The sequence below is a fragment of the Enterobacter sp. EC_64 genome, from assembly GCF_019584165.1.
GTDB lineage: Bacteria > Pseudomonadota > Gammaproteobacteria > Enterobacterales > Enterobacteriaceae > Enterobacter > Enterobacter roggenkampii.
Genome location: NZ_VDAS01000002.1, coordinates 37,985 through 61,203, shown reverse-complemented (window position 1 = coordinate 61,203; position 23,219 = coordinate 37,985). Strand labels below are relative to the sequence as shown.

Annotated in this window: 25 protein-coding genes and 1 tRNA gene; 21 read left to right on the top strand and 5 right to left on the bottom strand. The window is 55.3% G+C overall.

Translation table 11 applies throughout. The annotated features are described in order from the left end of the window. A tRNA-Leu gene (locus tag FHC52_RS01890) sits at positions 1-87 on the top strand. Positions 88-126: 39 nt separating this feature from the next. Here the strand turns inward: FHC52_RS01890 and FHC52_RS01885 are convergent. Then, positions 127-396, bottom strand: coding sequence for a DUF1435 domain-containing protein (locus FHC52_RS01885; RefSeq protein ID WP_175441116.1), 270 nt, complete (start codon positions 394-396; stop codon positions 127-129). Positions 397-611: 215 nt separating this feature from the next. On the opposite strand from FHC52_RS01885, the gene FHC52_RS01880 reads away from it, so the two are divergent. Then, positions 612-1,676 carry a GGDEF domain-containing protein gene (locus FHC52_RS01880; protein WP_023293335.1) on the top strand — a complete coding sequence of 355 codons (1,065 nt, stop codon included), beginning with the start codon at positions 612-614 and terminating at the stop codon, positions 1,674-1,676. Positions 1,677-1,771: 95 nt separating this feature from the next. Next, positions 1,772-2,560 carry a siderophore-iron reductase FhuF gene (gene fhuF, locus FHC52_RS01875; RefSeq protein ID WP_220419881.1) on the top strand — a complete coding sequence of 263 codons (789 nt, stop codon included), beginning with the start codon at positions 1,772-1,774 and terminating at the stop codon, positions 2,558-2,560. An 82-nt stretch (positions 2,561-2,642) separates the two neighbouring features. On the opposite strand, the gene FHC52_RS01870 is transcribed toward fhuF, so the two are convergent. Next, a complete protein-coding gene (locus FHC52_RS01870; protein WP_008502084.1) occupies positions 2,643-3,989 on the bottom strand; it encodes a PTS cellobiose transporter subunit IIC in 1,347 nt (448 codons plus the stop codon). A gap of 328 nt (positions 3,990-4,317) precedes the next feature. Between FHC52_RS01870 and FHC52_RS01865 the strand changes: the two genes are divergently transcribed. Then, complete coding sequence (locus FHC52_RS01865; protein ID WP_008502085.1) at positions 4,318-4,776, top strand: YbaK/EbsC family protein; 459 nt, start codon at positions 4,318-4,320, stop codon at positions 4,774-4,776. Positions 4,777-4,814: 38 nt separating this feature from the next. On the opposite strand, the gene bglJ is transcribed toward FHC52_RS01865, so the two are convergent. Both bglJ and FHC52_RS01855 read right to left on the bottom strand, forming a co-directional pair. Beyond that, a complete protein-coding gene (bglJ, locus tag FHC52_RS01860) occupies positions 4,815-5,450 on the bottom strand; it encodes a DNA-binding transcriptional activator BglJ (protein ID WP_032622978.1) in 636 nt (211 codons plus the stop codon). Beyond that, positions 5,447-6,184 (bottom strand): LuxR C-terminal-related transcriptional regulator, encoded by a 738-nt coding sequence (locus tag FHC52_RS01855; protein ID WP_008502087.1) that lies wholly within the window; start codon positions 6,182-6,184, stop codon positions 5,447-5,449. The genes bglJ and FHC52_RS01855 overlap by 4 nt, the downstream gene beginning before the upstream one ends. Before the next feature lie 410 nt (positions 6,185-6,594). Here FHC52_RS01855 and FHC52_RS01850 point away from each other — a divergent pair, with 410 nt between their 5' ends. From FHC52_RS01850 to FHC52_RS01770, 17 genes are all read left to right on the top strand, one after another. Continuing rightward, positions 6,595-7,371: a threonine/serine exporter ThrE family protein gene (locus FHC52_RS01850; protein ID WP_021240591.1), complete on the top strand. Its 777-nt coding sequence runs from the start codon at positions 6,595-6,597 to the stop codon at positions 7,369-7,371. After that, the gene (locus FHC52_RS01845; RefSeq protein WP_020885295.1) at positions 7,362-7,835 is read left to right on the top strand and encodes a threonine/serine exporter; all 474 of its coding nucleotides are present in this window, start codon (positions 7,362-7,364) and stop codon (positions 7,833-7,835) included. Before FHC52_RS01850 ends, FHC52_RS01845 begins: the two co-directional genes overlap by 10 nt. 67 nt (positions 7,836-7,902) lie before the next feature. Continuing rightward, positions 7,903-8,544 (top strand): TetR family transcriptional regulator, encoded by a 642-nt coding sequence (locus FHC52_RS01840; protein ID WP_008502090.1) that lies wholly within the window; start codon positions 7,903-7,905, stop codon positions 8,542-8,544. Between the two features lie 41 nt (positions 8,545-8,585). Continuing rightward, a complete protein-coding gene (locus FHC52_RS01835; protein ID WP_023293337.1) occupies positions 8,586-9,038 on the top strand; it encodes a MarR family winged helix-turn-helix transcriptional regulator in 453 nt (150 codons plus the stop codon). A gap of 84 nt (positions 9,039-9,122) precedes the next feature. Further along, positions 9,123-9,551, top strand: coding sequence for an organic hydroperoxide resistance protein (locus FHC52_RS01830; RefSeq protein ID WP_008502092.1), 429 nt, complete (start codon positions 9,123-9,125; stop codon positions 9,549-9,551). A gap of 148 nt (positions 9,552-9,699) precedes the next feature. Further along, entirely contained in the window at positions 9,700-10,245 is a 546-nt protein-coding gene (gene dnaT / locus FHC52_RS01825) for a primosomal protein DnaT (RefSeq protein WP_021240595.1), read from the top strand. After that, entirely contained in the window at positions 10,242-10,979 is a 738-nt protein-coding gene (gene dnaC, locus FHC52_RS01820; RefSeq protein WP_008502094.1) for a DNA replication protein DnaC, read from the top strand. Before dnaT ends, dnaC begins: the two co-directional genes overlap by 4 nt. 83 nt (positions 10,980-11,062) lie before the next feature. Then, the gene (locus FHC52_RS01815; protein WP_021240596.1) at positions 11,063-11,545 is read left to right on the top strand and encodes a DUF2501 domain-containing protein; all 483 of its coding nucleotides are present in this window, start codon (positions 11,063-11,065) and stop codon (positions 11,543-11,545) included. A 270-nt stretch (positions 11,546-11,815) separates the two neighbouring features. Next, positions 11,816-14,107 (top strand): phosphatidylglycerol--membrane-oligosaccharide glycerophosphotransferase, encoded by a 2,292-nt coding sequence (gene opgB / locus FHC52_RS01810; RefSeq protein ID WP_023326656.1) that lies wholly within the window; start codon positions 11,816-11,818, stop codon positions 14,105-14,107. Between the two features lie 180 nt (positions 14,108-14,287). Beyond that, entirely contained in the window at positions 14,288-14,926 is a 639-nt protein-coding gene (locus FHC52_RS01805) for an EAL domain-containing protein (protein WP_045409189.1), read from the top strand. Between the two features lie 178 nt (positions 14,927-15,104). Further along, positions 15,105-15,599 (top strand): spore coat protein U domain-containing protein, encoded by a 495-nt coding sequence (locus FHC52_RS01800; RefSeq protein WP_008502098.1) that lies wholly within the window; start codon positions 15,105-15,107, stop codon positions 15,597-15,599. A gap of 2 nt (positions 15,600-15,601) precedes the next feature. Continuing rightward, positions 15,602-16,378: a molecular chaperone gene (locus tag FHC52_RS01795; protein WP_021240599.1), complete on the top strand. Its 777-nt coding sequence runs from the start codon at positions 15,602-15,604 to the stop codon at positions 16,376-16,378. Next, positions 16,299-18,587 (top strand): fimbria/pilus outer membrane usher protein, encoded by a 2,289-nt coding sequence (locus tag FHC52_RS01790; RefSeq protein ID WP_241236499.1) that lies wholly within the window; start codon positions 16,299-16,301, stop codon positions 18,585-18,587. Before FHC52_RS01795 ends, FHC52_RS01790 begins: the two co-directional genes overlap by 80 nt. Further along, positions 18,578-19,534: a spore coat protein U domain-containing protein gene (locus FHC52_RS01785; RefSeq protein ID WP_023326652.1), complete on the top strand. Its 957-nt coding sequence runs from the start codon at positions 18,578-18,580 to the stop codon at positions 19,532-19,534. Before FHC52_RS01790 ends, FHC52_RS01785 begins: the two co-directional genes overlap by 10 nt. 126 nt (positions 19,535-19,660) lie before the next feature. Next, positions 19,661-20,401, top strand: coding sequence for a winged helix-turn-helix domain-containing protein (locus tag FHC52_RS01780; protein ID WP_039023930.1), 741 nt, complete (start codon positions 19,661-19,663; stop codon positions 20,399-20,401). A gap of 2 nt (positions 20,402-20,403) precedes the next feature. Continuing rightward, a complete protein-coding gene (locus FHC52_RS01775) occupies positions 20,404-20,877 on the top strand; it encodes a hypothetical protein (protein ID WP_032635519.1) in 474 nt (157 codons plus the stop codon). A 29-nt stretch (positions 20,878-20,906) separates the two neighbouring features. Next, positions 20,907-21,413 (top strand): GNAT family N-acetyltransferase, encoded by a 507-nt coding sequence (locus FHC52_RS01770; protein ID WP_095429103.1) that lies wholly within the window; start codon positions 20,907-20,909, stop codon positions 21,411-21,413. 91 nt (positions 21,414-21,504) lie between these two features. Here FHC52_RS01770 and tsr read toward each other — a convergent pair whose 3' ends face one another. Beyond that, positions 21,505-23,169: a methyl-accepting chemotaxis protein gene (tsr, locus tag FHC52_RS01765; protein ID WP_032654994.1), complete on the bottom strand. Its 1,665-nt coding sequence runs from the start codon at positions 23,167-23,169 to the stop codon at positions 21,505-21,507. Between the last annotated feature and the right edge of the window lie 50 nt (positions 23,170-23,219).

Sequence of the window (23,219 nt, the reverse complement as noted above, 5' to 3'; positions counted from 1 at the left end):
GCGAAGGTGGCGGAATTGGTAGACGCGCTAGCTTCAGGTGTTAGTGTCCTTACGGATGTGGGGGTTCGAGTCCCCCCCCTCGCACCAATTATCTTACAACCCCTCTGAATTTCTTCTTTTTCCCTGTTATTTCAAACTCATCAGTATCACCAGAATTCCGCTGACCAGCGCGACACAGGATGGCAGTAAAACAAAGTGACGTAGCTGCTTATGCCAGATCATGCCTGACGTGACTAGCAGTCCTGACGCGATGATGACTTTCCAGGTATCGAGAGAGAGATCGGCAAACGTCAAACCGCCGAGAATGGCTCCCGGTAGCAGTACCCCCCAACCACTGCCCAGCGCTCTGTTCAACATGCTTTTCCCTCTATCAACGATAATGATAACCAATATCATATAACAAAAATTATCATTTGCCAGCTGAATGAATCAAAATCCATCGACCTTTACCTTTCCCGTAATGACAGGAATTGTCTAAGGTGATAAATTGCGCACCTGTTAACAACGTCTAAAGATTTTCTGATAATTACTCTTTGAGTTTTTTGCATATTTTATTGCGAAATAACACCTATTTATCTGTTTTAATTAAATTTTAATAAAAACACGCGACTATGACATCACAATCCTGGCGGTCTTTGGTTCACAGAAAATATCAATTATCGTTACGTTTATTTTTATTTCTGAACGCAACCTCGGCAGTGTTCTCGGTAACAAATCCGCTCAATTCTGTACGCCTGTTTTCTGCCCCTCTGATTGCTATTTTCGCCATCAGTACTGGCCTGTTCGTCTGGCACTGGAGAAAGCGCGCGCGGAAGATAAATATTCCTGTCGTTTCAGCGATCTTCGGTATTTTATGGGCCTGGCAAATTGTCTCCAAATTCGCCTTAATTACTCAGGACCATGCGACATATTTGCTAATTGCTCTTTTAACGGTACTTTTTATCGGCACGCTGGCGTTCGCCAGTAATATCAAAGCGTTTACGCTGCATTCATTGCCCACCTTTATTGTCTGCCTGTGGTTAAGCGATCACGATATATGGCTGCGAATGACCTATTCTTTCGCACTTCCTGTGGTGGCAATTGCTATTCATAACATTTTGCAAAGACGCAACGACCGTTTCGCTCAGGAACTGCTCTCTCGCCTTCTGGAAGAACGAGAAACCCTTACCGACCTCAGCATGATGGACCCGCTTACCGGGCTCTATAATCGTCGCGGTCTGCAAAGCCGTCTGGAGAATCTGCCCACGGTAGAAAATGGCGAACACTTTGTCCTGCTGATGGATATCGACCACTTCAAAGCCTATAACGACCATTACGGCCATATGATGGGCGACCAGGCGCTGAAGCGCGTCTCTGCGGCAATCCGTGACGCCGTACGTTCTCGCGATATTGTGGCGCGTTTTGGTGGGGAAGAGTTTATGGTGCTGCTGACCAACATTTCACTCGAACACGCTCGCCAGACGGCCGAGCGGATCCGTCAGAAAGTGTATGATTTGAAAATCCCGCATCTGTTTAACGAAAGCGTCGCGACAAACGTCACTATCAGCATTGGCATCGCCATTTTCGAGGATGAAGACGTGGAAGGCGCGCTGGAAAAAGCGGACAAAGCCCTCTATGAAGCAAAGCATATGGGACGCAATAACATTCTGCTAAGCGAAGAGATTCAGACGGCATAACCCTACCGACGAGGTCACCAGGACAAAAGTCTTGCCATTGGTATGAGCAATAGTTAGGATTGGCAATCATTATCATTTAGATTTCTATCTATACTATGGCCACGCATACCGCACAGATCGTCGAACCTCTCCTCTGGCGAGCGCCGCTCACCAGCGGGAATGCTTCGCTTGCAGATGCGATACGGGAAAAGATTGCGGAAACGCGTGCCCACCTGCTGGACTTTATCCGGCTTGATGAAGCGCCCCCGTCCCACGCGATGACGCTCTCAGAGTGGCGCCAACCGTCTAAGCTACAATCACTGCTGGCCACCTATTCCGACCATATTTATCGCAATCAGCCTACCCTTACGCGGGAAAATAAACCCCTGCTCTCCCTCTGGGCGCAGTGGTATATCGGGCTGATGGTGCCTCCGCTCATGCTGGCGCTGTTAACACAGAGGAGCATGCTTGAACTCTCGCCGGATAATTTCCACGTCGAGTTTCACGAAACCGGACGTGCTGCCTGCTTCTGGATTGATCTCCACGAAGACCACAGCGCTGAACGCCTCACTGCTCAGGAACGTATGGAGCGGCTCATCACGCAGGCCCTGATCCCGGTGGTGGAAGCGCTGGAAGCGACGGGAGAGATTAACGGGAAGCTTATCTGGAGCAATACGGGCTATTTAATCCACTGGTATTTAACGGAAATGAAGCCGCTTCTCGGTGATGAGAACGTTGAGGCCCTGCGTCAGTCCTGTTTCTTTGCAAAGCAGCTTTCCGATGGCCGTGACAACCCGCTATTCCGTACCGTCGTGCTCCGTGATGGGCTTCTGGTTCGCCGCACCTGCTGCCAGCGCTATCGCCTGCCGGACGTTAAGCAGTGTGGGGATTGCACGCTCAAGTAGAGCAGTGAATTGCCCGGTGGAGCTTCGCTTACCGGGCCGACAAAAACAAAAACGGCAACCTGAGTTGCCGTTTTGCTTTTACCTAGGCCACCTGCTGATTGTCCTCTTCCGCGCTACGCTGCGCTTCTTCCGCTTCCTGCTCCAGCAGCTGCTTCTCATACACTTTGAAGAACGGGAAGTAGATGATCGCCGATACGCAGGCCAGAACCACAACCAGAATCGCCGCGCGGAAATCCCAGCCCAGGGCCCACGCTGCGCCTATCGGCGCCGGTGCCGTCCAGGGAACCACGGAGATGACGCGCCCAATCAAATCAAACGTCATCGCCGCCCACGCCAGCACGGCGTTAACCATCGGTGCCAGCAGGAACGGGATAAAGAACACCGGGTTCATCACGATTGGCGTACCGAAAATGACCGGCTCGTTGATGTTAAAGAAGCTGGGTACCACGCTCAAACGCCCGATAGAGCGTAAATGCGCTGAACGGCTACGCAGATAGCAAATCACCAATCCCATCGTGGCGCCCGACCCGCCAATTACGATAAAGAACGTCCAGAACGCCTCCATGAAGATATGCGGCAGAGGCTGACCGGCGGCCAGCGCGGTCTGGTTAGCGCCCAGGTTCGTCAGCCAGAACATCTGCAACATTCCGGAGACGATGGCGGCGCCGTGGATCCCGGCGAACCAGAGCAGATGACCAATCAACACGGCCAGCAGGATCGCAGGCAGGGAATCTGCCGCGGAAACCAGAGGTTTAAAGACCGACATAATGGCCTGCGGGATCAGCATGCCAAACTGAGACTGAATCACCAGGCTCAGAGGATAAAGGGTCACCACCACCACCAGCACCGGGATCAGCAGATCAAAAGAGTTTTTGATCATCGGCGGGACCTGGTCCGGCAGACGAATGCCGATGTTATGCGCTTTGAGGAAACGCATCATCTCAACGCAATAAATCGCTACCAGAATCGCGGTAAAAATGCCCGTTCCCCCCAGGCTGTCGACAGGGAGCGTGCCTTTGGTTTTCGGTGCCGCGACCAGCAGAAACGCCATCAGCGACAGCATGGCGCACATAAAGGGGTCCAGCTGGTGAGATTTGACGTAGTGTTTGCCAAGGTTATAGGCAATGGCGGCACAGATATAAATGGACATGATGCCCATCGTCATATCAAACGGCGTCAGGATTTGGCCTTCAAACTGCTTCGCCATATCCAGCCAGGCGCGGGCGAAACCCCAGGTGGTATCAGGCGAAAAAGGTGGGTAAGCAAAGACTAACAAAAACGAACCCACAATCATAAACGGCATCGCGGAGATGAACCCGTCACGAATCGCCATAACGTGACGCTGGGAAGAGATCCGCCCGGCTATCGGGCTGACGTAATTTTCGACGAAACGGAATATCAGATTAAACGCAGCATGGTTGGCAGACATGGCAGATCTCCTGTCAGACGTTTGTTACGGGCACATACGCGCCGCACGTTGTTCCATACATCAGCTTCACAACCTTGCTGGCTTGCCAACCAGCGGTACTGCTCAGACGAAATGGTTTCATATTTGGCTCTTATTATTGGATACAGGGGACGTTACGTACTCAGTATTAATCTACGCTCCGCGCTCTGCAACCGGTTACTGTAACCGGTTTCCGTGATTGTGAAGAGGATCCAGAAATCAGCCGTTTGGGGTATTTGTTACTTAAGAGATATTTACAGAGCATAAATTCTTATGACAGATTACGCAGGATATTTGTCAGGAGGAAACAATGAGTTTGCAGTCTGTACAGCAGTTTTTTGCCGACAACGCGCCGGATATAGACGTTATTGAGCTTAGTCAAAGTACTGCTACCGTTGCGTTGGCTGCTGCCGCCCATCGTGTCGAGCCGGGACAAATCGCCAAGACCCTGTCACTCAAGGTTAAAAATGAGGTGATCCTGGTGGTGGCGAAAGGCGACGCGCGTCTGGATAACAAAAAGCTCAAAGACACGTTCGGTGCGAAAGCGCGCATGCTCAGCAGTGATGAAGTGGTGACCATTACCGGTCATCCCGTTGGCGGTGTATGCCCGTTCGGACTGGAAAACCCGCTCGCGGTATATTGCGATATCTCTTTGAAGCAGTACGCCGAAGTGCTGCCCGCCGCAGGCGCAATTCACAGCGCTGTGCGCATTTCACCTGACAGAATGGCAGAACTGACTTCCGCAAAATGGGTGGATGTCTGTATCTGATTGACGCGCCAGAGTATATCTGGCGCGCAAAAGACGGGTTATAAAAATGTGGGCGTGAGGAGAGCCAAACATTGCGGCTCTCTTGCAGGAAGATGCGTAATAATATCCGCCGCATCGAGCAACCCTACGTCTGAATTCACACCCAGTTTCACCATCGCATTAAACTTATGTGCCCGAATAGTCTTAATATTCCGTTCAAGCTGTGCCGCGATTTCAGGGATGGAATACCCGCAGGACATATAACGCAATATTGCCCGTTCTGTGGGGCTTAGCATCCTGTTCTGACTCCGGTACCAGTGATTCAGCATATTGTCATTGATGCGCAGCGTTTCGCTGAGCAACTCCACAAGTTCCTTCTGCAGATGCTCAAGCGTCACCGATTTACTGACTACTCCGTGCAGGCGCGATGGCGAAAGATGGCTAATTAACCGTGCTTCCATCTCGTCAGAAACCAAAATGATGCGCTGGATATGACCGTGCGTAAACGCCAGATCCCGCAGGTGCGCCAGGCAGTTACGGCGCTCCTCTCGCGCATCGGAAAGGGAGTAGATCAGCGAGAAAAAATTAACGTGATGAAGTGCATTCTTAAAACTGTCAAATTCACTAAACAGGTGTAGCTGATAATGGCTCAGGCCGGGCATCGCAAAAAGATGCTGTAGCCCTACGGCACTCATCGCGCAATTTTCGATGATGGCGATATGTCTTGTTGAATCGGTTTTTTCCATTCCTCGAACTCTCCATAGGCTGATAGCAAACTCAGCTCTCTCATTCCCTGTGTACTGTTGATCCAGGCATACATATCCGCATTACTTCGTAATGACAGCCGTCGCATCGCACTGTTTTTCTGCGCACTGATGGTTTTATTGCTCTTCTTGAGCAATGTGGCGATTTGGTTAATCCCCCATCCTTTCCCTAACAGACGCAGGACCTTACGTTCGGAGTGCGTGAGCGCGATAACGTGTTCATTTTCATTCTCCGTACTCTGAGGTTCCGGAGTTAATAACGTCTGGCTAATCCGCTCTGCCCGCTCACTACCGGCCCGAATAGCGTTAACCACGCCTTCAATAGGCTCCATGTCAGAAAGCAACGTGCTTTCCGGGCGCATAAGTAACTCAACCGCAATAGGGTAAAGCGGCCGCGAGACTAAAAAGATCCAGTGAATATCCCGGTATTGATTCAATAAACCGTAATACTCTTCAAGCGCACCCCGAGGGTTTCTGTATTCGCCTGAAATATCGGCAATAATGACGTCCGCGCGACGCAACTGGAGCAGCGTTAATTCCTGCAATGAGCGGCAATAGCTCAATTCAAATTCGGGGAAATGACGTGCCATCAGGCCCCCTAACCCGTTTTGCATCACGGGCATCCGGCTAATGACAACGCCATGCTTACCATGCAATGACAACATAGACCCTCCGTGTCCATTTTTCATTTGATGAGTAACGTTAAAACGCATCAACGTATGAGTATTTTCGTCCCTGAGTGTAAGACTGGTTAATACAAGCAGAAGATGAGATGTATGCTTAGTTTAAGAAATGCCTAAACAGCAGTAATATCTCACAAAGCGAAACAAAAATTAATTGTGGAGACATTAAAATAACGACAATATAAAATTAGAATAACTAAATACAAATATTTTATATTTTGGTATTTATAATTCATGGTATTGATAAATTAATCCCTTCCCCCTTCCACGAAACGGACTGCAACTGTTTGCACAAACCTTGATCTGGCCCACAGCAAGAGGGACTGCACTCTGTGCTAAAAGTACCCACTATGGGTTAACAGATAGCTATCCATCTTTTTTCAGGACAATACATGCAGGCAGAGCGGTCAACGCAGCGTGCTATCACGCGGCTATGTATTCAGTGCGGTCTTTTTCTGCTCCAGCACGGCGCGGAAAGCGCGCTGGTTGAGGAGCTTTCCACCCGGCTGGGGCTGGCGCTAGGGATGGACAGCGTCGAAAGCGCAATCTCATCCAACGCCATTGTGCTGACCACAATCAAGGACGGTCAGTGCCTGACCTCCACGCGCAAAAACCATGACCGCGGCATCAACATGCACGTCGTGACCGAAGTGCAGCACATTGTCATCCTTGCAGAACATAAGCTTCTCGATCTCAGTGACATTGAAAAACGGTTCAACCAGATCAAGCCATTACGTTATCCGCGCTGGCTCGTCGTGGTGATGGTAGGGCTCTCGTGCGCCTGCTTTTGTAAGCTCAACAAAGGGGGATGGGACGGTGCAATCATCACCTTTTTCGCCAGCAGTATCGCCATGTATGTTCGCCAGCTGCTGACGCATCGGCAGCTGCATCCGCAAATTAACTTCTGCATTACCGCGTTTGTCGCCACCACGGTTTCCGGTCTGCTGCTGCGCCTGCCGCAGTTTGCCAACACGCCGACCGTTGCCATGGCCGCCAGCGTGCTTCTGCTGGTCCCGGGCTTTCCGTTGATCAACGCTGTCGCCGACATGTTTAAAGGGCACATCAATACCGGCCTGGCTCGCTGGGCTATCGCCAGCCTGCTGACGCTGGCGACCTGCATCGGCGTGGTCATGGCCATGACACTTTGGGGGTTACGCGGATGGGCGTGATCGATTTTCTGCTGGCGCTGGCGCAGGACATGCTTCTGGCCGCCATTCCTGCCGTCGGCTTCGCGATGGTATTTAACGTACCGCAACGCGCGCTGCCGTGGTGTGCGCTGCTGGGCGCGATTGGCCATGGCTCGCGAATGGTGATGATGACGGCGGGTTTTAACATCGAATGGTCAACATTTATGGCATCCATGCTGGTCGGCAGTATCGGCATCCAGTGGTCGCGCTGGTATCTGGCGCATCCCAAAGTATTCACCGTTGCGGCCGTGATCCCCATGTTTCCGGGGATATCGGCCTATACCGCGATGATTTCCGCGGTGAAAATCAGCCATTTCGGCTATACCGAGCCTCAGATGATCCTTCTTCTCAGCAACTTTCTTAAGGCGTCATCCATCGTCGGCGCGCTCTCCATCGGGCTGTCGATCCCCGGCCTGTGGCTGTACCGTAAACGCCCACGCGTTTGATATTTGTGTTATTTCGCTGCCGTGGAGATAATCCGTCTGGTCCGTTTGGTGAAAATAAGGAAAGGATGTGGCTAACCCTGGCAGCGAACACCCCGAGCACAGTGAAGAATCCAGCCTGAAAGAGAAAATCTTTCAGAGCGCCATCGCGCTTTTTGCCGAGTATGGATTGAACGGTGCAAGGATGGAGCAGATCGCAGAGAAAGCGGGCACCACCAAACGCATGGTGGTTTACCATTTCAAGAATAAAGAGAACCTCTATCTCCTCGTACTTGAACATGTTTACACCCAGATTCGCGCCAGTGAAAAAGCGCTAAGCCTGACGGGAATGCCCCCGGTCGAAGCGCTGGTCAATCTGGTTGAAGCCACCTTTGACTATCATGCCGACCACCCTGACTACATCCGGATTATCTGCATGGAAAACATGCAGCGCGGCCGCTTTATGCAGCAGTCGAGCTATCTCCGCCAGGTCAACCGCAGCGCGCTCGACCTGCTGGAGGAGATCCTGCGCCGGGGGAAAGAAAAACAGCTCTTCAGTGAGACGGTTGACGCCCGCGACCTTCATCGTCTGATAAGCAGCTTCAGCTTTCACTACGTTGCCAACAGCTACACCTTTACGCTGCTGTTTGAAGAAGGCGCAGACGAGCAGGCGCAGCGCCAGCACTACCGTAAAATGGCCGTTCAGGTGGCGCTCCGTTACACCTGCCCATAAAATTGCTTGCAATTAAATCGTACACTATCTATATTCATCTCATGAACGCGAAAACGAACGATGCAACCGCTGCGCTCAAGCTGGATAACCAGCTCTGCTTTGCCCTCTATTCGGCAAACCTGGCGCTTAACAAGCTGTACCGGCAGCTGCTGGCACCGCTGAACCTGACCTACCCGCAATATCTGGTGATGCTGGTGCTGTGGGAGCAGGATGATATGACGGTGTCGGACATCGGTGAACGGCTGTTCCTTGACTCTGCGACCCTGACGCCGCTGTTGAAACGTCTGGAAAGCGCCGGGCTCATCAACCGCCACCGTTCGCGCAAAGACGAGCGTCAGGTCGCCGTCACCCTGAGTGAAGCGGGACGTGAACTCCAGCAGCAGGCATTGGGTATCCCCCATGCGGTAGGTTGCGCAGCGCAGTGTGATACAGACACCTTGCTGGCACTCAAACAGCAGCTCGAACTTTTGCGACAACAGCTACACCGCGCGTAACGCTATACTTTACGCGTCATTATTTACCTATATATATCGCACGCTATTTAATAGCACGCATCTAAACAAAATGAGGAACCTGCCATGTCTTTAGAAAAAGTTGTTTATACCGCCAAAGCAAAAGCCACCGGTGGCCGTGACGGTCGTGCCACCTCCTCCGATGGCGTACTGGACGTCAAACTGGGTGTGCCAAAAGAGATGGGCGGCATGGGGGGAGACGTGACCAACCCTGAGCAGCTGTTTGCCGCGGGCTACTCTGCCTGCTTCCTGGGCGCGATGAAGTTCGTGGCCGCACGCGACAAATTTACCCTGCCAAAAGATGCCTTTATTGAAGGCGAAGTGGGTATTGGCCCGCTGCCTACCGGTTTTGGTATCGAAGCAAAACTGAACATCCACGTTGAAGGTATGGATCCTGCGGAAGCTAAAAAGCTGGTCGATGCGGCACACATTGTTTGCCCGTACTCTAACGCGACCCGCGGCAACATCGACGTCACGCTGAACATCATTGCGTGATAACTGCCTGATGGCGCTGCGCTTATTCGGCCTACGACTGTAGCCCCGGTAAGCGCAGCGCCACCGGGGAAATCCCCTCCTTTCCTTTCCCCTCTCTGTGCTACCATAAGCCCGTATCACGCCCGTAGTAATCAGTAGAGTAAGCGTTATGTCCTCCAGAATTCTGACCACCAGCATTGCTGGTATTGATGCCTTTATGCGCGACCCACGCGGTGTGTTGACCCACGCCGAAGGCGGCACGGTTGCGGTTTTTGCCGACAACGCGCCAGCGTTTTACGCAATCACACCGGAACGTCTGGCACAGCTTCTGGAGATCGAAGCGCAATTGGCACGCCCGGCAAGCGATGTCACGCTGGATACCCAGTTCTTTGATGAACCGGTTAACGTTCCCGTGACCGTTCCGATGGGTAAGTTTGCCCTCTATGCGGGCTGGCAGCCGGATGCAGATTTTCAGCGGCAGGCCGCGCTGTGGGGCATTGCGTTAACCCAACCCGCCACAGCGGAAGAGCTTGCCGCGTTTACCGCCTGGTGGCAGGCGGAGGGTAAAGTGTTCACCCATATTCAGTGGCAGCAAAAGCTCGCGCGTCATCTCCAGATTACCCGCGCCGGCAACAACGGCCAGCCAAAACGTGATATCAATGCCTTTTCAGAACCGGATAAACAGATCCCCAGCGGATTCCGAGGTGCGAAATGAAGAACGTCGGCGACCTGATGAAACGTCTGCAAAAAATGATGCCTGCCAACGTGAAGCCTGCTTTCACCACCGGTGAAGAGCTGCTGGCGTGGCAAAAAGAGCAAGGCAAGATCCGCGCCGCCGCGCTCGCCCGCGAAAATCGGGCGATGAAAATGCAGCGCACCTTTAACCGTTCCGGTATTCGTCCCCTGCACCAGAACTGCTCGTTCGATAACTATAAAATTGAGACCACCGGGCAGATGAACGCGCTCGCCGCCGCGCGTCAGTACGTGGATGAATTCGACGGCAATATCGCCAGCTTCATCTTTAGCGGCAAGCCGGGCACCGGCAAAAACCACCTTGCTGCCGCCATCTGCAACGAGCTGCTTCTGCGCGGTAAATCGGTCCTCATCATCACCGTGGCCGATATCATGTCCGCGATGAAAGACACCTTCAGCAACCGTGAAACCAGCGAAGAACAGCTGCTTAACGATCTGAGTAACGTCGACCTGCTGGTCATCGATGAGATTGGCGTTCAGACGGAATCCCGCTATGAAAAAGTGATCATCAACCAGATTGTCGATCGCCGCTCCTCGTCCAAGCGCCCCACCGGCATGCTGACAAACCACAACATCGACGAGATGACCCGCTTGCTGGGGGAACGCGTCATGGACCGCATGAAGCTGGGTAACAGCCTGTATGTCATCTTCGACTGGGACAGTTACCGCAGCCGCGTCACCGGGAAAGAGTATTAAGACAGTTCCAGGAATCGCCGACAGGTCGCAGGTATATACTGGAACCCCTTCGGCCCAAAACGGACCTTTTTGAGAGAGCCATGATGAAAAAACAGATTCTAATCAGCACCTTTTTAGGCGCGCTGCTGGTAACCGGCGCAGCGCAGGCGGCGTCCTGGCAGGAATCCCTGTCAAGCGCAGCAAATGAGCTGACCAAAGAGAGCAGCAGCACGCAGGGCGGACTCTCCGCCTCTTCCCTCACCAGCCTGCTGGGCAACAGCTCCCAGAGCCTCAGCGCGGGGACGATGAACAACGCGGCGGGGATTCTGGAATATTGCGCGAAGCAAAAGCTGGCCTCCGTGACCGACGCGCAAAATGTAAAAAACCAGGTGCTGGGTAAACTGGGTCTGGATACTCAGGAGCAAAAAGCGGACACCAACTACATGGACGGCATTCAGGGTCTGCTTAACGCGCAGAACGGTCAGCAGCTTAACCTGAGCACCCTCGGCAACTCTTCTCTGGCCAAACAGGTGAAAACCAAAGCCTGCGATCTGGTGCTGAAACAAGGCGTTAATTTCATCTCCTGATCCACCCCATTTTCTGCCACAACACGCCGCGTTTAGTGGGATAGTCTTGCAGCGCGGCGCTAAATGAGCGTTTTTCCTGCCTGCCACCGTCTCAGCGTCCGTTTGTCAGGATGTGCACATCTTCATAAAAACGATTTTCTAAACCAAATCCTAACAACAGCACACTTTCGTGACACTAAAATTGCAGCTTAACGACATCGCAATTACATTGTATCACCCAAAAAATAAACAGTTAGCCAGCGAAGCACCTGGCGTCATGAGGATATGCTGTTGTCAGAATTCTTGTCTCTTATCCTTTTTCTGGCTTCTGTCGGCGTTTACGCCTGGAAAGCCGGCCGTCACACCTGGTGGTTTATCGCCACGCTGGTGGTGCTCGGCATTTTTATTATTTTAAACATTACCTTATACGCCAGCGATTACTTTACCGGTGACGGTATTAACGATGCGGTGCTCTACACCCTGACGAACAGCCTGACGGGCGCAGGTGTGGGTAAGTACATACTTCCGGGGCTCGGCCTTATCGTCGCGCTGGTGATGATTTTTGGCGCGCTGGCCTGGGTGCTGCGTCGCCGTCGCCATCATCCACACCATCATGGCTACAGCCTGCTGGCGTTATTCCTGGCGCTGGCCTCCGTCGACGCCAGCCCGGCGTTCCATCAGATCACCGAGCTGGTGAAATCCCAGTCGCGCGATGGCGATCCGGATTTCGCGGCTTACTACAAAGAGCCGTCGAAAACGATCGCCAACCCGACGCTCAATCTCGTCTATATCTACGGTGAAAGCCTGGAGCGCACCTACTTTGATAACGATGCCTTCCCGGACCTGACGCCAGATTTGGGCGCGCTGAAAAATGAAGGTCTCGATTTCAGCCACACCATGCAGTTGCCCGGCACGGATTATACGATTGCCGGGATGGTTGCCTCCCAGTGTGGTATCCCGCTGTTCGCGCCTTTTGAAGGTAACGCCTCAGCCTCCATGTCGACCTTCTTCCCGCAGAATATTTGCCTCGGCGATATCCTGAAAAACTCCGGCTACGAAAATTATTTTATGCAGGGAGCAAACCTGCGCTTCGCCGGAAAAGATGTGTTCCTGAAATCCCACGGTTTTGACCACCTGTACGGCTCAGAAGAGTTAAAAACGACGGTTGCCGATCCAAGCTACCGCAACGACTGGGGCTTCTATGACGATACGGTACTCGACGAAACCTGGAAGAAATTCGAGGAGCTGTCCCGCGCGGGCAAGCGTTTCTCTCTCTTTGCGCTGACGGTGGACACCCACCATCCGGACGGGTTTGTCTCGCGCACCTGCAAGCGCAAAAGCTATGAGATTGATGGCAAAAACAACAAATCGTTCAGCGCCGTCACCTGCAGTCAGGAGCACATCGCCGCACTGGTCGAGAAAATCAAAGCCTCGCCCTGGTTTAAAAATACCGTCATTGTCGTCTCATCTGACCATCTGGCGATGAAAAACAGCGCGTGGGATCAGCTCAACAAGCAGGATCGCAGCAACCTGTTCTTCGTCCTGCGCGGCGACCAGCCGCAGCAGGAGGAGATCGCCACCAAACGCAACTCCATGGATAACGGCGCCACCGTGCTGGACATTCTGGGCGGCGACAACTTTATTGGCCTGGGCCGCAGCACGCTGTCGGGGCAATCCCTGTCGGAAGTGTTCCTCAACATGAAGGAAAAAATTCTCGCCTGGAAGCCAGACATCATCCGCCTGTGGAACTTCCCGAAAGAGATGAAAGACTTCACCGTCGATCGGGATAAAAACACCATTGCCTTCTCGGGCAGCAACTTCCGTCTGCCGCTGCTGCTGCGCGTCTCGGAAGGACGCGTTGAGCCGTTGCCGGAAAGCGAGTATTCCGCGCCGCTGCGCTACCAGCTGGCCGATTTTGCGCCACGCGATAACTTCGTCTGGGTCGACCGGTGCTACAAAATGGGCCAGCTCTGGTCGCAGCCGCTGGCGCTCTCGACCGACTGGTGCGTCTCGCAGGGCCAGCTTGGCGGAGAACAAACCGTGCAGCACGTGGATAAGGCGCAGTGGAAGGGCAAAACCGCCTTTAAAGATACGGTGATAGATACCGCGCGCTATCAGCGTAACGTCGACATGCTGAAAATCGTCGACAACGATATTCGCTACAAAGCGGACAGCTTTATCTTTAACGTGGCCGGCGCGCCGGAGGAAGTGAAACAGTTTAGCGGCATCTCGCGGCCGGAGTCCTGGGGACGCTGGTCCAACGCGCAACTGGGCAATGAGGTGAAAATTGAGTACACCCATCCCCTGCCGGAACAATTTGATCTGGTGATCACCGCCAGGGCCTATGGGCCTAATGCTAACAAGCCCGTACCCGTGCGCGTGGGCGATCGGGAGCAGACGTTAACGCTTGGAAACGACGTGAGCACACAAACGCTGCATTTTGAGAATCCTTCACGCAGCAATACCCTGGTGATTGTACCGCCGGACCCGCAGTCCACGAATGAGGGAAATATCCTTGGGCATTCGCCGCGCGAGATCGGAATTGGCATGGTCGAAATCAAAATCATCAGCAAAGCGGGCTAATGCACGTCGCGCCCGGCGTTCTGCCGGGCGCTTATGAAAATAAATAATCCTTTATAAATCTTATAAAATAGATAAAAACACTTTATATAAGCCATTTTTATCTATAAATATCCTGTCAAAATCCAAATCCATAAAATGTGCAGCTCCTGAAATCACCACGGAGCGTTACGCACTTTTATCATGCTAACCGGCTATAAGTTCGAATCCATCCGGGCACTGCGCAGTGAAAATGTGATTGCCTGGGAGGTATTGTCCACGGCAAAGCCCCACGTCAATCTTGAAGATTACTTTGGCTCGATGACCGCGACGCAGCGTAAAGCGCACTTCTTTGCGCAGCTTCGTCACGCCATGTTTTGCAAGGATGGCGACAAGTATTACCTCAATGCGACATCGGATTTACTGCTGGACACGGACTTCCTCGACAGGCTCAAAGAAGAAACACCCTGCCCGGAGAGACTTGCTATCGAGGTCACCGATCTCCATTCGATGGTACAACTCGACGATACGCAAAGCCGGGCGCTGCGGAAATGCATCGCAACGCTCCATGAGTGGGGGATAGAAGTGTGGGCAGACGATGTTTGCGAAGACCTTCTTCCCGAACTTCTGACCAGCCAGATCCGCTTCTGCGGCATCAAAATTGACAAACATACCTTCTGGAACGGACGGACCGAGCAGGCGAAGTTTCTGCATCTCACCCGCCAGTGCAAGCGCGTCGCCAGCAAGGTGCTGATCGAAGGCATTGAAACCGCGGGTGATTTCGCGCTGGCCCGCGCCAGCGCGGCCGATTACGGCCAGGGCTATCTGTGGGGCAGAAAATGACCCCTCTCATTCCGAATGCTGGCGATAAGGTCATCGTTCTGCGCGGCAATGCCTGCTTATGGCCTTGCCCCACTTGTTGCTGCCACAACCTGGCGGCATTCCATCAAAAACGCTGCCTGCTGGACGCTCAGTCATTCGCTTTGTAATTGCACTGTTACTCACGTCAGGAAATAAGATCATGAAAATTATTCCCACCGCTGTATGTTGTTCCGTTCTCCTGCTTCCTGCTGCTGCGATCGCCGCAGACAGCACCGCAAGCGCGACGATGCACGTATCACTTGAGGTCGTGAAGTCGTGCACCCTCAAAGCCAACGACCTCAACTTCTCGCGTCACGGCTCCGATGAGTCGAGCGAAATCCAGGCCAAAACGCAGGTCGATATCGTCTGTACCAACGGCACGCCGTTCACTCTGACCGCCACCAGCAACGACGGCGAAAATGGAACCTTCTGGCTGAAGCCGGAAAACGGCGACACGGGCGCGCAGAAGATTGCGTGGAAACTCTTTGCTGACGAAGGCAAACAGACGCAAATCACCGGCACGAATGGCCTGGACGATACCGGCAACGGCGCGGAACAGGAAGAAACGCTGTATGGCGTGATTGACGCCGGGGCGCTGACAACCGCCCAGGCAGGTACCTACAGCGACGATATCACGTTAAAACTGGAGTACTGATCGTGCGTCGCTATCTTTCCTGCTTCATTCTGTGGCTCATGATGCTGGCGCTGCTGTCACGCTACGCGCTGGCCGCCACGCTTCAGGTGGCCCCGGTAACGCTCGATCTGCAGAGCGACCAGCGGGCAGCGGCTATCTATCTCACTAACAGTGGGAAAGCGGCCATCCATGCGCAGATTCGGGTGTACGAATGGACGCAAAAAAACGGTAAAGATGTTCTGGTGGCCACCGGGGAGGTGGTCAGCAGCCCGGCGATGACATCACTGGCGCCGGGCCAGCAGCAGCTGGTGCGTATTATCGTCATGCAGCCCGGCATCCGTGCACAGGAGCAAAGTTACCGGCTGGTTATCGACGAGCTGCCGGACGCCACGTCCCGTGCCGCCAATCCCACCGCGGTGCACTTCCTGCTGCGCTACTCGATTCCGGTGTTTATTGCCGGGAACCAGAGCGCGCCCGTCAGCCACGATGCCCTGAGCTGTGAGCAGTCTGAAATACCGGTCACCCTTCGCTGCTTTAATGCCGGAAACCGCCACATCCGTCTCAGCCACCTTGAGGCCCTGACGGCCGATGGGCAGGTTGTAGGGTCGATTAAAGGCCTGGCGGGCTATGTGCTCCCGGGACAAACCGCCCTTTTGCCGCTTAAACACGCTTCACGTCACGCGCTCAGCACGCTGCGCGTCTATCTCAATGATGACCACCATGCCAGCCAGATACCCCTGCGCCCGCTCGCTTCTCGCGCTCCTGTTTTGGCTACCGCTCATGCTGTCAGCCCGGACTGAACCCGCCGACACCGTACAATGGCTGGCCATTACCGTGAACCACGCCCCGCGAGGCGAGCTCTGGGCCTGCCGGGTGGTGGATAATGCGTTATGGATAAGCCGCAGCGACATGAAAAAGCTGGGGCTTCACGCCCCGGACGATCGCGCCGAATGGGTTGAGCTGACGTCCCTGCCGGGCCTGAAGGTTAATCTCGACGTGCTGTCCCAGCAGGTGTCGATTACCGCTGAGGCAGAGGCGCTCGAGGGCCAGCAGCATCTCACCGCCTCAAAGCCCGCGCCGATGTATCGCTACCCTGATGCGCAACCCGTCAGCGCCTATACGCTCGGATACGCGCTCTACGCCAGCGATGCGCAAGGGAAGCGCCAGCTCAACGCCCAGACCATGCTGACCGCATCCGGAGGATTACCCGGAACGTTCAGCAGCAGTTTCTCAAGCCATGCCGGGGAAGAAAACAGCGCTGGTCGACCGACCCACACGCGTCTCGAAACCCGCTGGCAGTGGGACAACACCGACTCGCTGACCACGCTGGCGCTGGGAGACAGCATCACCACCGGCACCCGCTGGAGCCGACAGGTGCGCTTTGGCGGGCTGCACTGGGCACGTAATTTTGAGCTCAATCCGCAACTCAATACTGAACCGCGCAGCCGCTACAGCGACACGGCCGTACTGCCTTCCACGGTCGATTTGTATATCGACGGCCTTAAGCAGAGCAGCCAGCGCGTCACGCCGGGTGACTTTCTGCTGGATACCCTGCCCTCCTTCACCGGAAGCGGGCAGGCGGAGGTGGTGATTACCGATATCAACGGCCAGCGTCGCACCGTACAGCTCGATCTCTACGGCGCGCCGGGCATGCTGGCGGAAGGGCTCAGCAGCGGTTCGCTGGACATCGGCTGGATGCGGGAAAACTACGCCCTGCACTCCGACGACTATGCCGCCTCGCCGCTGCTGGACGCGGGCTGGCGCTATGGGGTGAATAATCACCTGACGCTGGCGCTGCATACGGAGCAGCAGCGCAGGCTGCACAACGTGGGCACGGGCGCAGACTGGCTGGTCTCTCCCGCCGTAGGGGTGGTTAGCCAGCACGTTGCCGTGAGCGACAGCCCTTACGGTCAGGGCGTTCAGTGGGGCCTCGGCTGGCAGTGGAACGGCAGAGGAACGGGCATTTCTGCCAGCACCGTCCGCACCGAGGCGGATTTCGCCGACAACGCCCGCATGAGCGGTGCCGCCCCCGTCAGACGCAGCGACAGCGTTTGGGTAAGCCAGTCCGTCCCCCACTTCGGCACCGTGGGCGCGGGCTGGGTACAGCAGAACATTCAGGGCAGCACGCAGCGCTACCTCAATGCCTCCTGGTCGGTGTCGCTACCGGCACACATCTCCACCACGCTGAGCTATACCCGCTCGTTTACGGATGCGTCGAGTCAGGTTCAGCTACTGCTTTCCGTCCCATTGGGTCGCGAGGACACGCTCTCCGTTCAGGCCAGCCGGGATAAACCACGCATGGATTACCGCCACCAGCCGGACGATGAGGCCGGCGGCTGGTCATGGGAGCTGGGCCAGGGCTTTGGCGAACGACGTGAAAGATATGCAGACGCAGGCTATCTGGGCCGCGCGGGCGAATGGCACGTTGGGCTGCAGCAAGGTGCCAGCCAGCGCAACCAGTACGCCTCAGCCGAAGGGAGCCTGACGCTGCTGGACGGCAGCCTGCACGCGCTGCGCTACATCCAGCAGGGCATGGCGCTGGTCTCCACGCACGGCATTGGGCACGTACCGGTGATGCTGGAAAACCGCCCGGCCGGTGAAACGGATGAGGACGGTTATCTTCTGCTAACCGACCTGCCGCGCTACCACAACAGCAAAGTCAGCATTAACCCGCTCGATCTGCCTGCCGATGTGATCGCCCCCGTCACCGACATGCATGCCAGGCCGGGCAACAACAGCGCGGTCAAAGTCGATTTTAACGTCCATCACGCCGTCACGGTTCAGGCCCGGCTGGTCGACAGCCGCCGCAGGCCGCTCCCGCTGGGCAGCGTCGTGTCAACGCCGCAGGGTGCCACCATCGTGGGCCGCGATGGCTTTATCTGGCTTGAAGATCCGCCCCTGCCGGGTGAACTGGTGGTGAAGACCGGTGAGGGAGAGTGCCGGGTCGCGCTTCCGGCGCCCCGTACCGCGTCATCTATACAGAATATGGGAGAACAACTGTGTCATTAAGAGCGCCGTTATTATTGCTGCTCGTCCTGTCCGTAAAGGCGATGGCAGCAGCCTGCTGGATAACCTCCATGCCCGCCATTAACTTTGGCAACGTCGTGGCGGGCAATACCACCTCCGTCAACACCGAGGTCAAGTTTAGCTGCCAGGCCGACAACGAGGGCAGGACGGAATATCTCAACGTCTGCCTGAGCAGCGTAGACGCCCCGCCCTTTGAGATGATCTCGCCGGGGGACCAGGAGGGAAAACAGTACACCCTCCTCTTCCGCCTGCTGAACGGCGCAGCACGCTCTCAGGAGTTGGGGCCTGCCAGCAGCGGGAACCTGATTCAGCAGACTCTGGCCGCGCAAAGCAATGCCAACGTCAGCGGTACCTTTCCGCTTATCGCTACCATTCCGGCCGGGCAAAGCCAGCTTCCGGCCTACCACTATTACAACTACAACATGAATCTGCGCATCGCCTGGCACAGCGCCCTGCGTCAGGATGCCCTGCAAAACTGCTCGGACGGTTCCGCAGAGGGAGAGCAAGTGCAGGGCGGCACCAGCGCGCAGGCCGAAATCAGCCAGGGATGCTACATCGAGCGCGTGACGCCCCTTAACTTCGGCACCCTGACCAGCACCGCGACCCTGCGTCCGACGCGTTCCACCGCCACCCTGACCACGCGCTGCCCGGCTGGAACCGCATTCACCCTTGCCATGGGCAAAGGCAACCATGCCAGCGGTAATCAGCGGCAGCTCTGCAACAGCGAGGGCCAGTGCCTGCGCTACGGGCTCTGGCAGGATGAGGCGGCCACGCAACGCTGGGGAGATCAAAGCAGCGGCGATGCGCTGCAGGTCACCAATCCCGCTGGCGGCACCCAGAACTACACCGTTTACGGCGAGGTCCCGGCACAGCCGCTAACCGGTACCGGGGAATTTATTGATGACGTGATTATCACGCTGACTTATTAAATCACCCAAAAACCTGTCTGGATCAATGTTATCGGTAACAGTGGCGTTAAAATAGCCAGCAATGCAGCCCGGAAGGCGTAGACCTTCTCTTTTTATTTTTTATCTCTGTTTTTATTACAACAACTTATGAAATACCTGCTTGCTGACGCCATCGTCTATAACGACGAGGACGGTTCTGTTTCTCTTATCAATGCGCCGGATGAGGATGCGCAGCTCCTCACCTGTACGGCCAATACCATCATGAAGCTGCTGGTACAGCATCATGGGAACGTGGTTGAACGGGAAACCTTTCTCCAGGAAGTCTGGGATCGGCGAGGGCTTCAGGGATCTAACAACTCCTTAAACCAGTACATCAGCATTTTGCGCAAGATGCTGGCGGCCCTGCTTCCCGACGCGCTGCTTATCGTTACCGTACCGAAAACGGGCTTTATGCTCAGCGCGGACGTTACGGTCACTCCGCTGGAGGAGGCTCCACCGACCGCCGAAACGGCGAAACCTGCATGGCGCGTTCGCCCGGAATGGCTGTTCTGCGGCGCGCTCACGCTGGTCGTCGTTGCGCTATGCCTCTGGATCGCGCTGATCAAGCCAGAAAATTCACAAAGGGAGATCCATCTGCTGACGCATATCGGCACCTGCCCGGTCTACACCTTTACGCCGCTGGCGGACGTATTTCACGGGAAGGCAATAACGCTGGCGCAAACGCTTCAGAAGGACGGCCATCTTCCGTGCCTGAAAAATTCAATTTTCTACATGCACATTCAGAGAACACTTTTCTACGGCCACGAAGGGCGGCTGGTGCTCTCCCAATGTTCCCTCACGCAGGGTAAAGCCAGCGCCTGTCGTACGCTTTACTATTACGAGTGGTGATGATGAGACACAAAAAAGTTTGGCTAATCCTGATCCTCAACCTGCTGCTGCTGGGCACCGTGCTGGCGTGGTACTTTCACACGCCCCCGCTGTCGGTGGCCTGCGACGGAAACCTGACCTTTTCCGACCGGCGCGACAACCACGATTTCACCTTTGACGGTGAGATCATTATGCGTTTTCATCCCGACAAAACCGGGTACATCACGGTTAACGGCAGCGTGGTGAATGCCCCACGCAGCTGGGAGGTTTCTCGGCAGGAGATGTTTAAATGGCGTCACGTGGAGGGCGAACTGTATGAGATCGCTATTCAAAAAGTGGAGCGTTTTAGCCATGATGCTATGCCGCCCGGGGTCTTTGAAAAATACGTTGCCGGCCTGACGCTGGGCAATAAAAGGCTTCTGACGATCGAGCGCACGCCGGAAGACGCGCTGGTGATCAGCAATTTCTATTCGCCGGTGCTGATCTGCTCGGAATAATGTCGACGGGTCAGGCTATACTTGCCGCCATGACTCTTCGCATTCGCCCCACCACCCTCAACGACATTGCCGCCCTGCCCGCCATTGAACGCGCGGCGGCCGGGCGCTTCCGTGACTTCCCGGCACTCGCCTGGCTTGCCGATGGCGAGGTCATTTCCGCTGAGCAACACCTCGACTATGTCGAACGCGGGTTAAGCTGGCTGGCGCTGGCAAACGACCAGCCCGTCGGGTTTATCCTTGCCGAAGCCCATCCGTCTTCACTGTTTATTGTCGAACTCTCGGTTGATCTGGACTGGCAGGGAAAAGGGATCGGCAGGCAGCTCATCGCCTGCGTGGCAGACCATGCCCGTAACAGGGGGATGACAGCGCTGACGTTGACGACGTTCAGGAACGTCCCGTGGAATGCACCATTCTATGCGCGGCTGGGGTTTGAAAAAATGACGACGCTGACGCCTGAACTGCGTCGGAAAAGGGAAGAAGAGACAGCGCACGGTTTCGCGTATCAAACGCGCTGCGCCATGCACCTGCCTCTGTAATATCGCCCGGTGGCGCTGCGCTTACCGGGCCTACAAAACCCTGAACCGTAGGCCGGGTAAGGCGCAGCCGCCACCCGGCACAACATACGGGTTAGAACGTTTCCCAGTTATCACCAGCATCAGCGGTAACCGTTTTACGCGCCATCGCCGGTGCTGCAACGGTTTTCGCAGAAGCGAACTCACGCGCTTTCATCTGCTCCTGCTGAATGCGGAACACCGCCACGGCCTGGGTCAGACGGCTTGCCTGTTCTTCCAGTGCGGCTGCCGCTGCGGCAGACTCTTCCACCAGCGAGGCGTTCTGCTGGGTCACGCGATCCATCTCTGCCACCGCCAGGCCGACCTGGTCGATACCGCGGCTCTGCTCGTCAGACGCAGAGGCGATTTCACCCATGATGTCCGTGACGCGGGTGACCGCATTCACGATCTCACCCATGGTTTCACCGGCGCTTTCGACCAGCGTTGAACCCACTTCCACGCGACCCACGGAGTCTTCGATCAGGCTCTTGATCTCGCGTGCCGCCTGGGCGCTGCGCTGGGCCAGGTTACGCACTTCACCTGCCACCACCGCAAAACCACGGCCCTGCTCGCCCGCACGCGCCGCTTCTACCGCCGCGTTCAGTGCCAGGATGTTGGTCTGGAAAGCAATACCGTCGATCACGCTGATAATGTCGGCGATTTTCTGCGAACTGCCCGCGATATCGCGCATGGTCTGCACCACGTTGTCCACCACTTTGCCGCCTTTCTGCGCGGTTTCAGAGGCGCTCAGCGCAAGATGGCTCGCCTGACGGGCGTTCTCGGCGTTCTGCTTAACAGTCGCCGTCAGCTGCTCCATGCTGGCAGCGGTCTCTTCCAGGGAAGCGGCCTGCTGTTCAGTACGGGAGGAGAGGTCGTTGTTGCCCATCGCGATTTCACTCGCGCCGCTGTAGATCGCATTCGCGCCGTTACGCACGTCGCCAACGGTACGCACCAGTTCGCCCTGCATATGACGCAGCGAGTCGGCCAGTTCACCCATCTCGTTGGTGCCCTGAACCTCAATGCGCTTCACCAGGTCGCCGCTGGCGATATGGCGAATGTTGTCGATCAGACGATTCAGCGGGGAGATCAGCGTCTGCTTGATGTTCAGCCAGACGGCCACGATCACCACCAGCACGGCAATCAGGACGCTGATCAGCACCCAGATAGCCTGGCTGTAGGAGCTGTTGCTGTCTTCGACCGCCATCTGGTACAGCTTGTCGTTCTGCTGCAGGTAGCTCACGTACTGCTTCTCAAAACCGTCCTGGTAACTCTGGGTCGGCTGGTCGAAGAAGGCGTTGATTTTGCCCGCGCCCAGCAGCTGGATCAGCTCCGCCAGCGCGCCGTGGTAAATATCATAGTTACGCTTGATCTCCATGGCATCCGCATCGCTTTGACGCGGATCGCGCGGCAGGGCTTCGTAGGCAGCCCAGTTTTTTTCCGCCTGTTTCAGAGACGCAGACGCGATTTGCATCAAATCGTTCACGGTCGCGCCGCTGCCGATATTGCTCTGATCCATCATGTAGCGGATACCCGCGCGGTTCAGGGTATTACGGGTTTGCAGCAACGCTACCCAGCTGCCGTTCAGCGTGGACTGTTGCTGGCGAATGGTTTGCAGGACGGTGAAATTCTCTTTGTCATTCTTCAGAGCATTAAAGAAAAGACCACCGGATGTGAGTTGTAAAAGGCCAAATATCGCTAAAACCAGCATTAAGCTGGTGACAATCTTGATACGGTTTAACATGTTTTCTCTTTCCTCAGACAGATACAGAATTTTCGGCCTGGAAAGGGAAA